Here is a 16,321-nt window from a genome sequence, read left to right as displayed (position 1 = left end):
TTAAAAATCACCTGATATTTTGACAAAAATCATAAAAATTCGATCGATGTGGCTCATTACTACGCTAAGGAATGAGCCACTGAAGAATTGTCGAGAAAAACCCCGCAAAGCACGCTCTGCAATAGTCTAAGACTTAGGGTAAATGCTCTGATTTTAAGTAATCGTGGGATTGCATTTCAATCAAACGGGAACGACAACGTCTGAATTCAAAACTCAATAAGCCGTCGGCATAAATGTCTTCTAACGGCACCTGCGCGGACACGATCAATTTGACGTTGCGCTCGTAAAACTCATCCACCATGGCCAAAAAGCGTCTGGCGATATCATCACCCGTTAAAAATGCGCCCATTTGCTCAATGCCACTCACCAGCACGGTATGATAAATCCGCGCCAGTTCCATATAATCCCGCTGACTACGGGGGCCATCACATAAGGCTCTAAAATCAGCAAGCAACACACCTTGCGCCTGTTGGCGAATGGATATTTCACGGCCTTCGATTTCAATCGCGTCAGTTGAAATCTCGGCCTCAGGCGCTAACTGACGGAAATAACGCAGTAAGTTAGTATCGGCCTGCTCATCAAGTGGATAGTGGTAAATTTCCGCCTGCTCTAACGTCCGTAGACGGTAGTCGATCCCCGAATCCACATTTAATACTTCACAATGCTGATTGATCAGCGCGATCGCAGGAAGAAATCGCGCCCGTTGCAACCCATTTTTATATAGGTCATCGGGGATGATATTTGAAGTCGCCACTAAGACCACGCCTTCTTTAAAGAGCGCTTGGAATAAGGTGCCAAGCAACATGGCGTCGGTGATATCTGACACGAAAAACTCATCAAAACAAATGACTTTATATTTTGCCGCCATTTGTTTGGCAATCACTAATAATGGATCGCGCGTACCTTTAAGGGTGTCTAAATCTAAATGCAGTTGATGCATAAAACGATGAAAGTGCGCCCTTAACTTTTGATTGCCAGGTAATGCATCAAAGAAGGTGTCCATCAAATAGGTTTTACCGCGGCCTACGCCTCCCCAAAGATAAAGCCCTTTTGTAGGCGCGGGTGCCGACTTTAAGCCAAAAGAAGTCAATAGCTTACCAAATAAAGAGTTAGGCTCTTCGGCTACGGTGAGATCCTCATAAACGCGTTGCAGCGCCTTTACCGCCATTTCCTGCGCCGGATCATGGGAAAAACCATCACGAGTAAGATCTTTTTGATAATGCTGCCAAGGGCTTAACTGGGGCACGTTATTATTCTCTTTTATCCTTTGGAAAAACTGCGTCGATATTAACACGGCCAAGATGACGCAGCATATATTTATACCCTATCAACTTGGATCTGTAGTGAGCTTGCGGAGAGGACTAGCACAACGCTTAATATGATAAAACTGATTAGGAAAAACTATGCTGTTAGCTGATTAAACTCAATGATTGGAAGTTATTAGGACTTGAAAAATACCTTAAAAGCCCACAGGTTTCACTTCAGTTACAGTCAATAAAATGTTGATAAAATAACCGTTAAGAAATTAACCTTTGTTAATATTGATGAACTTTTTCAATGAGGTGCGTGTCCGAATGGTTACCTAGGCAAATAGCCGGTAACGATACAGATTCGATCTGGTGCGGACACAAACTGACGACGCATTACATCCAGATCCTTGATCCCTTATTTGGAGTTATGAATAGATGAAAACGAAATTATCTGTACTTTCAGCCGCAATGTTAGCCGCAACCCTGACAATGATGCCTGCGGTTTCACAGGCCGCTATTCCGCAATCTGTTGAGGGACAACCCATTCCCAGCCTTGCCCCTATGCTAGAGCGCACGACGCCCGCCGTGGTTTCTGTCGCGGTGTCCGGCACACACGTGTCCAAACAACGTGTACCCGATGTGTTCCGTTATTTCTTCGGCCCCAATGCACCACAAGAGCAAGTGCAAGAGCGTCCTTTTAGAGGCTTAGGCTCTGGTGTGATTATCGATGCTGACAAAGGCTATATTGTCACCAATAACCATGTGATTGACGGTGCCGATGATATCCAAGTTGGCTTACATGACGGCCGTGAAGTCAAAGCCAAATTGATTGGTACCGACTCAGAGTCCGACATTGCTTTGCTGCAAATCGAAGCGAAAAATTTAGTCGCAATTAAAACCTCCGACTCAGATGAACTGCGGGTTGGTGACTTTGCCGTCGCCATCGGTAACCCCTTTGGTTTAGGTCAAACGGTCACCTCGGGGATTGTTAGTGCTTTAGGCCGAAGCGGCTTAGGCATTGAAATGCTTGAAAACTTTATTCAAACCGATGCGGCGATTAACAGCGGTAACTCGGGCGGCGCGCTGGTTAACCTTAAAGGTGAACTGATCGGTATTAACACGGCTATCGTCGCACCAAACGGTGGTAACGTCGGTATCGGTTTTGCGATTCCCGCCAACATGGTGAAAAACCTCGTGGCTCAAATTGCCGAACACGGTGAAGTTCGCCGTGGCGTGCTGGGGATTTCAGGCCGTGATTTAGATAGCCAACTTGCCCAAGGCTTTGGGTTAGACACTCAGCACGGGGGCTTTGTGAATGAAGTCACTGCGGGCAGTGCTGCCGAAAAAGCAGGTATTAAAGCGGGCGATATTATTGTCAGCGTGGATGGACGAGCAATTAAGTCGTTCCAAGAACTGCGGGCGAAAGTCGCGACTATGGGCGCGGGAGCCAAGGTTGAACTGGGACTTATCCGCGATGGCGATAAGAAAACCGTGAATGTCACCTTAGGTGAAGCAAGCCAAACCACTGAAAAAGCTGCTGGCGCAGTGCACCCAATGCTCCAAGGTGCCTCGTTAGAAAACGCTTCGAAAGGGGTGGAAATTACCGAGGTGGCCCAGGGCTCACCTGCGGCAATGAGCGGCTTACAAAAAGGCGATGTGATTGTCGGCATTAACCGTTCGGCGGTGAAAGATCTGAAATCACTCAAGGAGCAGCTCAAAGATCAAGAAGGCGCTGTCGCCCTGAAGATCCTCCGTGGTAAGAGCTTGTTGTACTTAGTGCTGCGTTAATCGGTACGCCGCTCTGATCTTTATCCCATTATCAGATGCAGATCAGCATAGGGAACGCGGGTTCCCTATGCTTTAACTTGTTAAACATGTTAATCTAACTCACCTTTTTCAATACTTAGCCTGCCATGACAATAAAAGAAACCCTGTTATATCTCGGTAAAGCCGTGCTCTTCGGCCTTATCATGGCGGCCATGTTTTTGTTAGTTACACACTACTTCGACAATAAGAATCTCGGCAGCTCGTTACTGCAAAACCGTGGTAACAACACGGTCGAACTCTCCTTTGCTAAGGCCGTACGCCGCGCCGCCCCTGCCGTAGTCAATATTTATAGCTTAAGTATCGATCAGAGTCGTCCGCTGAACTCTGGTTCCCTCCAAGGCCTAGGCTCTGGGGTGATAATGAGTAAAGAAGGCTATATTCTCACGAATTATCATGTGATTAAAAAAGCCGATGAGATTGTGGTGGCTCTGCAGGATGGCCGCAAGTTCACCTCGGAAGTCGTCGGTTTTGATCCCGAAACCGATCTTTCAGTGCTTAAGATCGAAGGCGATAATCTTCCCACAGTGCCCGTCAATCTCGACAGCCCACCGCAGGTTGGTGATGTGGTATTAGCCATTGGTAACCCCTATAACCTCGGCCAAACCATTACCCAAGGGATTATCAGCGCTACGGGTCGTAACGGCTTAAGTTCTGGTTATTTAGACTTTTTACAAACAGATGCTGCAATTAACGCCGGTAACTCAGGCGGTGCCTTAATCGACACTAACGGTAGCCTGATTGGTATCAACACTGCCGCCTTCCAAGTGGGCGGCGAAGGTGGCGGACACGGGATTAACTTCGCGATCCCGATTAAATTGGCCCACAGCATTATGGGCAAACTGATCAAAAATGGTCGGGTGATCCGTGGTGCCTTAGGGATCTCAGGCGAGCCGATTAACCCGGTGGTGGCGCAAATCCTCAACCTGCCCGATTTACGTGGTGTATTAGTTACTGGTGTCGATCCTAATGGTCCAGCGGCACGAGCGCAGCTACAACCAAGGGATGTAATCATCAAATACGGCGACGAAGATGTGCCTGGGGTCGAAATGCTGATGGATAGAATTGCCGAAACTACGCCCGGCAAGAAAATCATGATGACGGTTATCCGCCAAGGCAAAGAGCAAGTACTACCGGTGATTATCGATGAGAAAGTCGTCGTCGATAATTAAGCTCAGTAAGCTACCTTGATAAATCTCAGAATGAGGCATGTATAAAACCTCATTCTGAGCCATCCTAAAATCACCTATTACCTTATCCCTCAAATGGCAGAGCTATTTATCTTGCACTGCAATTTTTCACTGACTTTTGCCCCAAAACGAGATAAGTTTGTCGTCAGGTGTGTAGGATGAATTGTCATTGTTTCCCCAGTGACACGCCGTGCTCTTTGTTTAAAAAGCAGTGTCCCTATAGGCTTGACGGCGGTATCTGCAACACATGGAAGTGTAAATGCCGCGTTCACATGGATGTGAAAGAGCGGCCATGCCGCCAACGGTCACAGTTGCAACAATGACAATCTTTACGACCATTGAACTGTTCATCTGGCTAAAAGCTTTTTGCCCCATTCCGTGTATCGGCTCGTTAGCTCAACCGAAAATTCCCACTCCTGCTGCCATACAAATTCTTATCTATTTGCCTATGTTTGGCCTTACCAGAAATAGACTAACAATGTATAGGTATACAGTCGCATTTAAATTTAGATACTTTGGAGTGATTTTAAGACAATATCAGTGCGCACTAATTCCATCCGCAATAAATAAAGCTCTATAAAATCAGGTGGATATAGTAACTGAATTTTAGTTAATAGGCTTGGAAAACGCGCATGCGCGTTTTTCCAGATGGTGTATTTGGCAGAAAGCTGATAAGTTCTTTGCATACAGATAGTTAACCGTGCGCGTTTTCACTGGTCCAACGAGGTAAACGCGCATGCACACTAATCAAATGTTAGAAGCACTTAGATATGGCACGAAGAAAACAACTTAAGGGAGTTGCTGGAAATATAGTCCAGTGGTGCCTGAGCAGAAACTTTGATTATCAAGGGTACTGGGCTGTCGGTCAGCTATATGCATACGCCCAAGAAAATGGCACCAATGAGTGTGTAATAAATCTTGTAAACGAGCATGCGCCAAATGAAGTCACGGGTGTAAAGTTTTCAGAAGCTATCAAGTTATTGTCGTGCATTTTACAGCGTGACCTGGAATCACTAAAGATACCCGATTGGTGGGTAAAGGATGCAAAGGTAATCTTTACCTTTAATACTGATGATAAAAAAAAGTATCACCTTTGGGCATCTGGTCTTGGTGGGAAACCAGCAATGTGTTTGGTAGAAATTACTACTGACCTGGGTAAAACATATACCAAAGAAGGTGGTTGCAATGTTTGGGTTCACAACCCAGAGAAAGAGAGTCGTCGATATGGCTTCTAACAAAGCCAAACACTCGGACAAATCACTCGCTGCGCTCCTAATTTTCCGGTGTTGGCGGCTTTATGCATTTTGAGGTAATCACATAGTGATTCGGGCAATTAAAAGTCAGTTAAACTTACAACCTCAGTTCTACGCTGAATCAGCGAGAGTTGGCGGTTTCGGTTGCATACTTGGTGGAGTACTAGCGTTTTACCTTTTCCAATATATTTCATCGTTCTTTGGTATAGCCACTGATGTCCCTATCCGGCAATATGATCAAACGATAGTTGTTTTTATGTTCGCAAGCTGCCTCTTAACGCTTATTCTCTGTTTGTACATATTTTGTGTTTTATCGGCTTTCATTTACTACGGAATTAAGTACCAAAATGGACTCATTAGTAAAGACGAGTTTATAAATATCTCTTTTAAAGGTGTTTACCCAAAGCGCTGGCAGAAAGGCTATTGAAAAATGCATAACAAACGCCATCAAAACGCCGCTTTGCGGCTCGACTCGCAACAAATTGCTTGCGTTTGTGGCGGGCGTTATCTCCATAGATATTTTTATCTAAAACAGACTCGTTAGAGTTAAGGTTTTAACTCGAAAATGTCCCTTTCCTTTTTAGCTAAACAAATTATGCGCAATAAAAAACCAGCACTTGGCTGGTTTTTTTATTGGGAGCGAATCCTACGCAAATGTTATTGCACACGCTCTACATGCGCGCCCAACCCTTGGAACTTCTGCTCGATATGCTCATAGCCGCGATCTAAGTGATAGATGCGATCGACAATGGTTTTACCATCGGCGACTAAGCCTGCAATCACCAAGCTTGCCGACGCACGTAAATCCGTCGCCATTACCTGTGCACCACTCAAAGACTCAATGCCTTGGATAATGCAGGTATTGCCTTCAAGCTCCATGGTCGCGCCCATACGGATAAGTTCTGGCACGTGCATAAAGCGGTTTTCGAAGATGGTTTCGGTAATGGTCGCAGTGCCCTGGGCTAAAACGTTGAGCACGCAGAACTGTGCCTGCATATCGGTTGGGAAACCAGGATATGGTGCCGTCTTGATATTTACCGCTTTTGGACGCTTGCCTTCCATATCGAGCTCAATCCAATCTTCACCTGTAGTGATCTTGGCACCCGCATCTTCGAGTTTCGCGATAACAGACTCTAACGAAGCTGGGTCTGCCTTTAAGCAACGGATACGACCACGGGTCACAGCGGCGGCAACAAGGAATGAACCGGTTTCAATACGATCCGGCATCACTCGGTACTCACAGCCCTGTAGACGTTCAACGCCTTGAATACGCAGTGTGGCACTGCCGACACCGGTGATCTTCGCGCCCATAGCAATCAAACAGTTAGCTAAGTCGATCACTTCTGGTTCACGGGCCGCGTTTTCAATCACGGTTTCGCCATCGGCAAGTGCCGCGGCCATCAATAGGTTTTCGGTCGCGCCTACGCTCACCATGTCCATAAAAATATGGGCGCCCTTTAAGCGACCATCGACACGGGCCTTGATATAACCTTCTTTCACTTCAATCTTAGCGCCCATCATTTCGAGGCCATGTAAGTGAAGGTTTACTGGACGGGCGCCAATGGCGCAGCCACCGGGTAATGACACGTCTGCGGTGCCATAGCGGGCTAATAACGGGCCAAGGATCAGAATCGAGGCACGCATGGTCTTAACGAGATCGTAAGGTGCGCAGAACTCATTAAGATTCTTGGTCGAAATACGGATTTGACCATTGCCTAATTCATCCACATCGGCGCCTAGGCAGCGCAGCAATTTACAGCTGGTGCTCACATCGCGCAAATTGGGGACATTCGACACAATAAAATCAGTTTCGGCTAACACGCCTGCCATTAGAATCGGCAGCGCAGCGTTTTTGGCACCGGAAATAATCACATCACCAGCAAGCGGAGGGCTTGCTTGAATCGCTAATTTATCCACTTTTCCTCACTACTAGCTGTTGAAAATTTTCTCGCGTTTCCATTGAGTCGGCGTGAAAGTTTTAATCGTTAATGCATGTAACTCACCGCTGGCGATATAACTCATCAGGGGTGCATAAATGGCTTGTTGTTGTTTTACACGGCTCATGCCGTCAAAACATTCACCGACGGCGATCACTTTGTAGTGGCTGCCATCGGAGCTGGCGTGCACTTCATCGAGTGCTAACGCGTCACGTAAAATCTGTTCTATTAAGCTGCATTCCATGAAATTCGGTACCTTTTCAATTCGCTTCTTCGGTGAAGAAGGATTGTAAATCATATAAATCGATTAATTTTTTTAACTGCTCCGATGCCGAGCACAGCTTCAGTGGCGTGCCATGCTGGCGCACTAACGCCAGCAAAAATGCCACACCAGCACTGTCGCTGTACTCCAGTTCGGCGAGCGACAACATTTGGGTATCTTGGCTTAACAGGCTTTGCCTTTGCGGCCATAGCACGACCACTTGCTCCTGTGATAAACGCCCTTTTAGGTGGCAAATGTTACCCTGTTGCACAAATTCAACCACGGCGCTTACTTCCCTGCTTTAGGCTTTTTAGTCACTTTGTCTTTGGTGCGCTCTTCCAGCATCTTAATCACTGAATCAATCCCCTGTTGGCGGATAAGGTTCGAGATTTCAGATTGCTTAGAGGACAGCAAACTCACGCCTTCAGCGACTAGGTCAAACGCCTTCCAAGAGTCATCCTTGAGGCGACGAACTTTAAACAACAGCTTTATCGGCGGACGACCCGCTTCGATAATCTGTACGTTTACATCGACAATCTTCTCATTGCTGAAATCACTACCAGGCGAAAACTCCACTTTTTGGTTAGTGTATTCGGTAAAAGCTTGGGCATAGGTTGAAACTAAGTAGCCTTCAAAAGCATCGACGAAACGATTGCGCTGATCTTCAGTCGACTCTTTTAAATACTGACCTAACACTTTGTAAGAGGCGTATTTATAGTCGATGTAAGGCATTAATTCTTCACGCACAATCACCTTAAGATGATCCGCATCGGCGTCAATCAACGCCTTGTCTTTGTGGAACCGATCGAAGGTTTTGTTGGCAACAGATTTCACCATGGCATAAGGATCCATAGTGTTAACCTGAGCGTCATCCGCCAGTGCGGTCGTTGCGGTAAACATCCATACTAACGGCAGTAATAAGCGCGATAAGCGTTTAAACATAGCGGTAACCCCTATTTATCCTTTGAACCCATACTATATAAGAACTGACCAATCAGATCTTCTAACACTAATGCTGAGCGAGTATCGTCAATTTTGTCGCCATCCTTAAGCATACTCACGTCATCATCGACAAAGCCCGGTGTTAATCCGAGGAACTGCTCACCGAGCAAACCTGAAGTTAAAATAGCTAAGCTACTGGTTTCAGGAAATTTATCGAAACGCTTGTCCATCACAATCGTCACCACAGCCACCAGTTTGACTGGGTCTAAATCAATCTTACTCACGCGGCCAACCACGACGCCGCCAACCTTGACCGGAGAGCGAACCTTCAAGCCACCGATATTGGTGAAGTTGGCGGTGAGGGTATAGCTACTGTCGCTGGTCTGCACTTCGATATTGGCGACTTTAAACACCAACACCAAAAAGGCCGCTAAGCCCGTTAAGAGAAACACACCCACTAATAATTCAATTTTTCGTGTCAACATGCTCAGTTACCACTCTGTTAATCCGTCGATCTGTATCCTTGGCGCTGCAATCCGTTAGCGGCCAAACATCAGGGCTGTTAGTAAAAAGTCCAATGCCAGTACGGCGAGGCTCGATTGCACCACAGTTGAAGTAGTTGCACGGCTGATCCCTTCTGGATTCGGCACCACTTGATAGCCGCGGTATAAGGCAATCCAAGTCACCACCACGGCAAATACGCCACTCTTAATCAGGCAGTTAACTATGTCTTGGCGCCATTCTACCGAGGCTTGCAGAATCGACCAGAAGGCACCACCATCGATCCCCTTCCATTCCACGCCCACTAAATGGCCGCCATAAATACCTACCGCAGTAAACATCAGCGCCAACAACGGCATGCTTATTACACCCGCCCAAAAGCGTGGCGCAATGATTTGCCGCAGTGGGTCAATCGCCATCATCTCTAAGCTGGATAACTGCTCGGTACTCTTCATCAGACCGATTTCGGCGGTGAGTGCCGAACCTGCGCGGCCAGCAAATAACAAGGCTGTAACCACGGGGCCAAGTTCACGCAGTAAACTTAAGGCCACCATCGGGCCTAAGCTCTCCTCAGTACCGAAACCGACTAAGATGTTGTAGCCCTGCAGCGCCAACACCATGCCGATAAACAGGCCGGAGACCACAATAATGACCATAGATTGTACGCCGACCACATAGATTTGGCGCACTAATAATGGAAAACCTTTACGCACCCGAGGCCAACGAACAATCGCGCCCCACAGCATCAGGCCTGCACGGCCAAAACCGAGCACTAACTCGATAGCGCTGCGGCCAAGGTCGGCAATACTATCTAATAACTTCACTTGCCAACTCCTTTTGCCAATAATTCTTGCTGGTAATCCTTTGCCGGATAATGGAACGGCACAGGGCCATCTGGCGCACCTTGAATAAACTGCTTGAGCTGCGGATTATCCGCATGCTTTAACTCTTCAGGCGTGCCATGGGCAATAACTTTTTTATCTGCAACCACATACACATAATCTGCAATCCCGAGCACTTCATCCACATCGTGGGACACCACAACCGAGGTTAAATTAAGTGCATCGGAAAGTTCGCGGATAAGCTTAACCAGCACGCCCATAGAAATAGGGTCTTGTCCGGCAAAGGGTTCATCGTACATGACCATTTCTGGCTCAAGGGCTATCGCCCGAGCTAAGGCAGCGCGGCGCTGCATCCCACCGGATAACTCGCTGGGCATCATTTGCGCGGCGCCCCGCAGCCCAACGGCCTCAAGTTTCATCAGCACGATAGTCCGAATAATCTCTTCGGGCAGGCCTGAATGTTCACGTAGCGCAAAGGCAACGTTATCAAAGACGTTGATATCGGTGAATAATGCGCCACTTTGAAACAACATACTCATGCGCTTGCGCAGTTCGAATAATTCGCTACGGCTCGCCGCATGCACATCCTGTCCATCGAACAACACTTGGCCGCTATCGGGCGTTAATTGGCCGCCGATAAGCTTGAGCAAGGTGGTCTTACCTATGCCACTCGGTCCCATAATCGCGGTGACTTTGCCCCTAGGGATAGACAGGCTAATATCTTCATATATGACACGCTGGCCACGGCGAAAGCCCAAATGACGGATCTCAACCAACGGCGTTTGTTCTTGAGTCATGCTTGATTCCGATATTTGAAAAGAGGTGGCCTACGCTTCCTGCCCAGACCAATCGAAGAGCCGCAAATTGTACGTAATTGCGCTTTAACCTACAACAGAATCGACACTATCGTCCTGCGATACTTTCAATTTGCCTCATTTCCAGCGAGAATGCGCCCTAAGTTTTCGCTCTGTGAAGCTAAAGTGTTACTTAATGTTTTCACCTGTGTTGATAAATTAGCAAAATGGTTTTGTAAACGGTCAAGACATAAGCTAATTGATACAAAGATAATGTGAGTACAACTTAACTTAAAAACGCTATTGAGTTCTGCAATTAAGCATCAAACTGGCCATCATAGTTACCTTACTCACTGCGGGTGGCAAAAGGGAAATACCAAAGACGATGATATTGCTCAAGGCATTCAATGGCTAAACGATATATTCTGCCCTAATGCCTAGGCGCAGAGCTTAAACAATAGCATGCGACTCAAAGTAACAAGCCGTTAATTTTATCATCTTTATCGCGTACCAAATTGTGCTATTCCAATCCCAGACGGGGCGACAAAGACAATGCAAGAAGAGAGATAGACATGGTAGACCAATCACAATTGCGCCAGTGGGGCTGTAAAGTCATCGATATTGAAAAATCGGCCCTCGACAATCTTTATCAATATGTCGATTCCGTTGAATTCGCCCAAGCCTGCGAGTTAATCCTCAACTGCACCGGCAAAGTCATCGTGATGGGGATGGGGAAATCTGGCCATATTGGTAATAAAATCTCTGCTACCCTCGCCAGCACTGGCACCCCAGCCTTCTTTGTGCATCCTGGCGAAGCCAGCCATGGCGACTTAGGCGTACTCTCTGATAATGATATTATCCTCGCCATTTCAAACTCGGGTGAATCGAGCGAAATCCTTGCGCTGATGCCCGTTATCCAACGTAAAGCCATTCCCGTGATTGCCATGACGGGCAAACCTGAGTCCACGATGGCACGTTTGGCCAAAATTCATTTATGTATTGAAGTGCCTGAAGAAGCCTGTCCGCTCGGGCTTGCGCCAACCTCGAGCACCACCGCAACCTTAGTGATGGGTGATGCGATGGCCATTGCGCTGCTGCAAGCCAAAGGCTTTACTCGGGAAGACTTTGCAATGTCTCACCCAGGCGGTGCCCTAGGACGTAAGCTGCTGCTTAAAGTCAGCAACGTGATGCACAGTGGCGATGATTTACCACTGGTTAAACACGATATTTGCATCACCGATGCCCTGTATGAAATCTCCAAGAAGGGCCTAGGCATGACGGCGGTGATCGATGAACAAAACAAACTCGTGGGTATTTTTACCGACGGCGACCTACGCCGCGTTATCGATGCCCAAGTCAACCTACGCACCACGCCTATCGCCGATGTGATGACGCGAAACTGTGTCACAATTACTGAAAACGTCTTGGCAGCGCAGGCGCTGCAAGTGATGGATTCCAAAAATATCAACGGCCTGATAGTGATAGATAAAGACAATCATCCTGTCGGTGCGCTCAATATGCTCGATATGGTTAAAGCGGGAGTCATTTAATGCCACAGCAAGGATTTTACGGCCCGATCAGCGATGATGTGTGGCAAAGAGCGCAAAAAATTAAACTGCTGATCTGCGATGTGGATGGGGTATTTTCTGACGGCCGCATTTATTTAAGCAACTCGGGTGAAGAGCTCAAAGCCTTCCATACCCGCGATGGTTATGGCGTGCGCTCTTTATTGACCAGTGGCTTTAATCTGGCCGTGATAACAGGCCGCCAGTCTAAAATTGTTGAAAACCGCATGACGGCCCTCGGTGTAACCCATATTTATCAAGGTGTGGATAATAAATTTGTCCCCTATGAAGAACTGCTGTCGCTCTACAATGTCACACCAGAAGAAGTTGCCTATATCGGTGATGATATTGTCGACCTGCCAGTGATGAATGTCGTCGGTCTTGCCGTCTGTGTCGCCGATGGACATCCCTATGTGCGCCAACACGCCCATTTTGTGACCCAGTTAAATGGTGGTCATGGTGCGCTCAGAGAGCTGACAGATCTGTTACTTCTGAGTCAAAACAAATTTACCTCAGCCCATGGGATGAGCATATGAGTCGTGTGACCCTCGCCATTATTGCTTTTTTTGGTACTGCACTCGTGCTGTATTGGCAGGTCCAACAAAAACGCGGTGGCGATACCGATAGCAGCCTGAATGATACAGACAGACCCGACTACATTATCGAAGATCTGCGCAGCATCGAGTTTAACGAGCAAGGACAAGTCAATAGTCGCGTCACGGCAAAGCACATGGAACACTATGAGCTTAAAAACCAAACCGACTTTATTCAGCCTGTCTATCTTGTGTATCCCGACCAAGGTAAAGCAAAATGGCAGATCAGAGCCGATCAAGGTCGACTCAACAAAGATACTGGCAAGGTTGTATTAGAAAATAATGTTATTATCGATGCCATCAGCCCTGGTGAACCGATACAAACCTTGTCCACCAGTTTTTTAGAACTCGATCTCAACACAATGATAATGACCTCTGACCGCATCATTTACGTCACAGGGAAAGATTTTAATATTCAAGGGCAAGGCCTTTATGCCGACCTTAACGCGCAGGAAGTGCAATTGACCAGTCAGGTAGTAGGAACCTATGAAGCAAAATAACATATTACTTGCCAGCCTAATGCTAATGATAAGCATGAATGCCTTCGCCAAGATCGGTGACTTACAGCAAGAAGTGAAAATTAAAGCCGTCAGTCAAACTGCGGACATTAAAAACAATCAGATCATTTTCTTCGGTCCCGTTGAAGTTGTTCAAGGCTCAATTAAAATCCATGCGGATCAACTCCGTGCATTTTCTGTCGAAGGCGAAAATAGTAAAGTCTTACTGGCTACAGGAAATCCAGCAACCTACAGCCAAATCCTTGATGATGGCCGCCCTGCATCTGCTAGCGCCAAAGAGATTCGCTATGAAATGGCCACTCGGACGTTGACCCTAACTGGTACAGCGACCCTAGACCAAGCGGGTAGTCAAGTTACAGGCAATTTAATTCGTTACGATATTATTCAGCAAAAACTGATCGCCGAAAGTAGCGGCAATGGTGATGATCGCGTAATTACCATTATTCAACCTGATAATTATCAGGAAGAACTCAAAAATACACCAACAGATAAACCTGTGAAAAAACAGGATTCTAAATGACCCAAATCACCTTAAAAGCACAGAATCTCGCCAAGAGTTATAAAAGCCGCCAGGTTGTCAAAGATGTCAGCCTGACAGTAAAAACGGGTCAAGTCGTCGGTCTACTCGGCCCTAACGGTGCGGGTAAAACCACCACCTTTTACATGGTCGTGGGCTTAGTTAAAAGCGATAAAGGCCATATCTTTATCGACGATGATGATTTAACCGCCGATCCTATGCATCTGCGTGCCCGCAAAGGTATTGGTTACCTACCACAGGAAGCGAGTATCTTTCGTAAATTAACCGTACACGACAACATCATGGCGGTACTGCAAACCCGTAAAGAGCTCAATAGTGACCAGCGCGAAGAAGCACTAGAGCAACTGCTAGAAGAGTTCCATATCACCCATATTCGTGACAGCCAAGGCATGTCCTTATCGGGCGGTGAACGTCGCCGCGTCGAAATTGCCCGCGCCTTAGCGGCCAACCCCAAGTTTATTCTGCTTGATGAGCCCTTTGCGGGCGTTGATCCGATCTCCGTTATCGATATCAAGAAAATTATCGAGCAGCTTAAGAGCCGAGGCCTTGGAGTACTTATCACAGACCACAATGTGCGCGAGACCTTAGACGTCTGTGAACATGCTTACATTGTGAGTCACGGTAATCTTATTGCCGAGGGCACACCCGCAGAGATCTTAGACAATCAGCAAGTTAGGGCTGTGTACTTAGGTGAACAATTCAGGCTATAGTTACTAAAACAAAGCTAATAAGCCTTGAATTTGAGAGCGCTAGGCTCCATCCATATGATATCAAGCGACCTAAACTCACAATAATAACCTAGGGATCAGCGGTAACATGAAAGCGTCACTCCAGCTCAAACTGGGTCAACAGTTAACCATGACGCCACAACTTCAGCAGGCCATTCGCCTGCTGCAACTGTCGTCATTGGAACTGCAACAAGAAATCCAGCAAGCCTTAGACTCTAATCCTCTTCTCGAGCTGGAAGAGGAGCAATTTGACGCGCCTAGCGAACGTAAGCAAGATATCGCCGATACCGACTTTAGCGAAACGACTGCCCAGCCACAGGAACAAGATAATTCCACCGTGGACATTGCCGAGTCGCTGACCAAAGAATCTCTGCCCGAAGAGTTACCCATGGATACCACTTGGGATGAAGTATTTACCGCATCGCCAAACTCAGGTTCTGGCGCCAGCCGTGAAGATGACATGCCCTTCCAAGGGGAAACTAGCGAGGGGTTGTACGAACATTTAGAATGGCAAAAAAACCTCACACCCTTCTCTGAAACCGATTTAGCCATTGCCACCGCGATTATTGATGCCATTGACGATCAAGGTTATCTCACTCAAAGCACTGAAGATATCCTCGAAGCCATGGGCAATCCCGAGATTGAACTCGACGAAGTTGAAGCCGTGCTCAAGCGTATTCAACATTTCGACCCCGTTGGTGTCGCGGCAAGGGATTTAAGCGAATGTTTACTGATCCAGCTATCTCATTTTTCGCCTGATACCCCTCACATCGAAAACGCCCGCATGCTGATCAAAGATCATTTAGATCTGATCGCCGCTCGCGACTTTAGGCTGTTAATGCGTAAGACCAAACTGAAAGAGGACGAGTTAAGGGACAGTATTGCGCTGATCCAAACCTTGAATCCTCGCCCCGGTTTACTCATCACCCCTGTCGATGAAGAATATGTGATCCCCGATGTATCGGTGTCGAAGAAAAACGGCCGTTGGGTGGTCGAATTAAACCCTGACTGCATGCCAAAAATCAACGTAAATCAGCAATATGCAGCAATGGCCCGAAGTTCAAAAAATCAAGCTGATAGCCAATTTATTCGTGGCCATCTGCAAGAGGCTAAATGGTTTATCAAAAGCCTTGAAAGCCGCAACGAAACACTGCTCAAGGTAGCAAACTGCATAGTGCAATACCAACAGGGTTTCTTCGAATATGGTGAAGAAGCCATGAAACCTATGGTCCTAAACGATATCGCCGAGGCGGTAGAGATGCATGAGTCCACCATTTCACGGGTGACCACACAAAAATACATGCATACCCCAAAAGGACTTTTTGAACTAAAATATTTCTTCTCAAGCCACGTCGGGACGGATGATGGCGGTGAGTGCTCATCCACAGCAATCAGAGCTTTCATTAAGAAACTGGTTGCAGCGGAAAACCAGAAAAAACCATTAAGCGACAGCAAGATGGCTCAACTTCTGGCAGAACAGGGAATTAACGTTGCGCGCAGAACCATTGCGAAGTACCGAGAAGCGATGCTTATTCCCCCTTCCAATCAGCGTAAAAGTTTATAGCCTATTGTGAGTATCGGAGG

General features: G+C 47.0%; 17 protein-coding genes. 9 read left to right on the top strand and 8 right to left on the bottom strand.

Annotated features, from left to right (window positions below):
* Nucleotides 1-133: 133 nt before the first annotated feature.
* The gene (zapE, locus tag KXJ80_RS05970) at nt 134-1,246 is read right to left on the bottom strand and encodes a cell division protein ZapE (RefSeq protein WP_099456975.1); all 1,113 of its coding nucleotides are present in this window, start codon (nt 1,244-1,246) and stop codon (nt 134-136) included.
* A gap of 439 nt (nt 1,247-1,685) precedes the next feature.
* On the opposite strand from zapE, the gene degQ reads away from it, so the two are divergent.
* From degQ to KXJ80_RS05955, 3 genes are all read left to right on the top strand, one after another.
* Entirely contained in the window at nt 1,686-3,038 is a 1,353-nt protein-coding gene (gene degQ / locus KXJ80_RS05965; RefSeq protein WP_099456976.1) for a Do family serine endopeptidase DegQ, read from the top strand.
* 125 nt (nt 3,039-3,163) lie between these two features.
* Nucleotides 3,164-4,246 carry an outer membrane-stress sensor serine endopeptidase DegS gene (gene degS / locus KXJ80_RS05960; RefSeq protein WP_099456977.1) on the top strand — a complete coding sequence of 361 codons (1,083 nt, stop codon included), beginning with the start codon at nt 3,164-3,166 and terminating at the stop codon, nt 4,244-4,246.
* A 788-nt stretch (nt 4,247-5,034) separates the two neighbouring features.
* Entirely contained in the window at nt 5,035-5,499 is a 465-nt protein-coding gene (locus tag KXJ80_RS05955; RefSeq protein WP_192937981.1) for a hypothetical protein, read from the top strand.
* 675 nt (nt 5,500-6,174) lie between these two features.
* Here the strand turns inward: KXJ80_RS05955 and murA are convergent.
* Genes murA through mlaF form a run of 7 tightly spaced genes read right to left on the bottom strand, consistent with a single transcriptional unit; the run spans nt 6,175 to nt 10,798 of the window.
* Entirely contained in the window at nt 6,175-7,434 is a 1,260-nt protein-coding gene (gene murA / locus KXJ80_RS05950; protein ID WP_037422055.1) for a UDP-N-acetylglucosamine 1-carboxyvinyltransferase, read from the bottom strand.
* Nucleotides 7,435-7,446: 12 nt separating this feature from the next.
* Nucleotides 7,447-7,698 carry a BolA family protein gene (locus tag KXJ80_RS05945; protein WP_011621481.1) on the bottom strand — a complete coding sequence of 84 codons (252 nt, stop codon included), beginning with the start codon at nt 7,696-7,698 and terminating at the stop codon, nt 7,447-7,449.
* A 16-nt stretch (nt 7,699-7,714) separates the two neighbouring features.
* Nucleotides 7,715-7,999 carry an STAS domain-containing protein gene (locus tag KXJ80_RS05940; RefSeq protein ID WP_037422051.1) on the bottom strand — a complete coding sequence of 95 codons (285 nt, stop codon included), beginning with the start codon at nt 7,997-7,999 and terminating at the stop codon, nt 7,715-7,717.
* A 5-nt stretch (nt 8,000-8,004) separates the two neighbouring features.
* Nucleotides 8,005-8,658: an MlaC/ttg2D family ABC transporter substrate-binding protein gene (locus KXJ80_RS05935; protein WP_037427135.1), complete on the bottom strand. Its 654-nt coding sequence runs from the start codon at nt 8,656-8,658 to the stop codon at nt 8,005-8,007.
* An 11-nt stretch (nt 8,659-8,669) separates the two neighbouring features.
* Complete coding sequence (mlaD, locus tag KXJ80_RS05930; RefSeq protein ID WP_037427133.1) at nt 8,670-9,143, bottom strand: outer membrane lipid asymmetry maintenance protein MlaD; 474 nt, start codon at nt 9,141-9,143, stop codon at nt 8,670-8,672.
* A gap of 54 nt (nt 9,144-9,197) precedes the next feature.
* Nucleotides 9,198-9,983: a lipid asymmetry maintenance ABC transporter permease subunit MlaE gene (gene mlaE, locus KXJ80_RS05925; RefSeq protein ID WP_037427131.1), complete on the bottom strand. Its 786-nt coding sequence runs from the start codon at nt 9,981-9,983 to the stop codon at nt 9,198-9,200.
* On the bottom strand, nt 9,980-10,798 hold the full coding sequence (gene mlaF, locus KXJ80_RS05920; protein WP_037427130.1) for a phospholipid ABC transporter ATP-binding protein MlaF: 819 nt from the start codon (nt 10,796-10,798) through the stop codon (nt 9,980-9,982). The genes mlaE and mlaF overlap by 4 nt, the downstream gene beginning before the upstream one ends.
* Before the next feature lie 569 nt (nt 10,799-11,367).
* Here mlaF and KXJ80_RS05915 point away from each other — a divergent pair.
* The 6 genes from KXJ80_RS05915 (at nt 11,368) to KXJ80_RS05890 (ending at nt 16,301) form a co-directional block, all read left to right on the top strand.
* Nucleotides 11,368-12,345, top strand: coding sequence for a KpsF/GutQ family sugar-phosphate isomerase (locus KXJ80_RS05915; protein WP_037422034.1), 978 nt, complete (start codon nt 11,368-11,370; stop codon nt 12,343-12,345).
* On the top strand, nt 12,345-12,896 hold the full coding sequence (kdsC, locus tag KXJ80_RS05910) for a 3-deoxy-manno-octulosonate-8-phosphatase KdsC (protein ID WP_037422031.1): 552 nt from the start codon (nt 12,345-12,347) through the stop codon (nt 12,894-12,896). The genes KXJ80_RS05915 and kdsC overlap by 1 nt, the downstream gene beginning before the upstream one ends.
* Nucleotides 12,893-13,453, top strand: coding sequence for an LPS export ABC transporter periplasmic protein LptC (gene lptC, locus KXJ80_RS05905; protein WP_037431327.1), 561 nt, complete (start codon nt 12,893-12,895; stop codon nt 13,451-13,453). The genes kdsC and lptC overlap by 4 nt, the downstream gene beginning before the upstream one ends.
* Complete coding sequence (lptA, locus tag KXJ80_RS05900; protein ID WP_037422024.1) at nt 13,440-13,991, top strand: lipopolysaccharide transport periplasmic protein LptA; 552 nt, start codon at nt 13,440-13,442, stop codon at nt 13,989-13,991. Before lptC ends, lptA begins: the two co-directional genes overlap by 14 nt.
* Nucleotides 13,988-14,719, top strand: coding sequence for an LPS export ABC transporter ATP-binding protein (gene lptB / locus KXJ80_RS05895; RefSeq protein ID WP_037422019.1), 732 nt, complete (start codon nt 13,988-13,990; stop codon nt 14,717-14,719). The genes lptA and lptB overlap by 4 nt, the downstream gene beginning before the upstream one ends.
* 106 nt (nt 14,720-14,825) lie before the next feature.
* Complete coding sequence (locus KXJ80_RS05890; RefSeq protein ID WP_037431329.1) at nt 14,826-16,301, top strand: RNA polymerase factor sigma-54; 1,476 nt, start codon at nt 14,826-14,828, stop codon at nt 16,299-16,301.
* Nucleotides 16,302-16,321: the final 20 nt, after the last annotated feature.

This window comes from Shewanella xiamenensis (assembly GCF_024971755.1).
In the GTDB taxonomy this organism is placed as follows: Bacteria; Pseudomonadota; Gammaproteobacteria; order Enterobacterales; family Shewanellaceae; genus Shewanella; species Shewanella xiamenensis.
The sequence above is the reverse complement of the archived record's forward strand: the minus strand, read 5'-3'. Positions and strand labels throughout refer to the sequence as shown.

Excerpts from the sequence above, each read along its gene's own strand:
- lptB (WP_037422019.1), top strand. The coding sequence starts at position 13,988 with ATGACCCAAATCACCTTAAAAGCACAGAATCTCGCCAAGAGTTATAAA.
- mlaF (WP_037427130.1), bottom strand. The coding sequence starts at position 10,798 with ATGACTCAAGAACAAACGCCGTTGGTTGAGATCCGTCATTTGGGCTTT.
- lptC (WP_037431327.1), top strand. The coding sequence starts at position 12,893 with ATGAGTCGTGTGACCCTCGCCATTATTGCTTTTTTTGGTACTGCACTC.
- kdsC (WP_037422031.1), top strand. The coding sequence starts at position 12,345 with ATGCCACAGCAAGGATTTTACGGCCCGATCAGCGATGATGTGTGGCAA.
- KXJ80_RS05945 (WP_011621481.1), bottom strand. The coding sequence starts at position 7,698 with ATGGAATGCAGCTTAATAGAACAGATTTTACGTGACGCGTTAGCACTC.
- KXJ80_RS05890 (WP_037431329.1), top strand. The coding sequence starts at position 14,826 with ATGAAAGCGTCACTCCAGCTCAAACTGGGTCAACAGTTAACCATGACG.
- KXJ80_RS05955 (WP_192937981.1), top strand. The coding sequence starts at position 5,035 with ATGGCACGAAGAAAACAACTTAAGGGAGTTGCTGGAAATATAGTCCAG.
- lptA (WP_037422024.1), top strand. The coding sequence starts at position 13,440 with ATGAAGCAAAATAACATATTACTTGCCAGCCTAATGCTAATGATAAGC.
- KXJ80_RS05935 (WP_037427135.1), bottom strand. The coding sequence starts at position 8,658 with ATGTTTAAACGCTTATCGCGCTTATTACTGCCGTTAGTATGGATGTTT.
- degS (WP_099456977.1), top strand. The coding sequence starts at position 3,164 with ATGACAATAAAAGAAACCCTGTTATATCTCGGTAAAGCCGTGCTCTTC.
- degQ (WP_099456976.1), top strand. The coding sequence starts at position 1,686 with ATGAAAACGAAATTATCTGTACTTTCAGCCGCAATGTTAGCCGCAACC.
- KXJ80_RS05915 (WP_037422034.1), top strand. The coding sequence starts at position 11,368 with ATGGTAGACCAATCACAATTGCGCCAGTGGGGCTGTAAAGTCATCGAT.
- mlaD (WP_037427133.1), bottom strand. The coding sequence starts at position 9,143 with ATGTTGACACGAAAAATTGAATTATTAGTGGGTGTGTTTCTCTTAACG.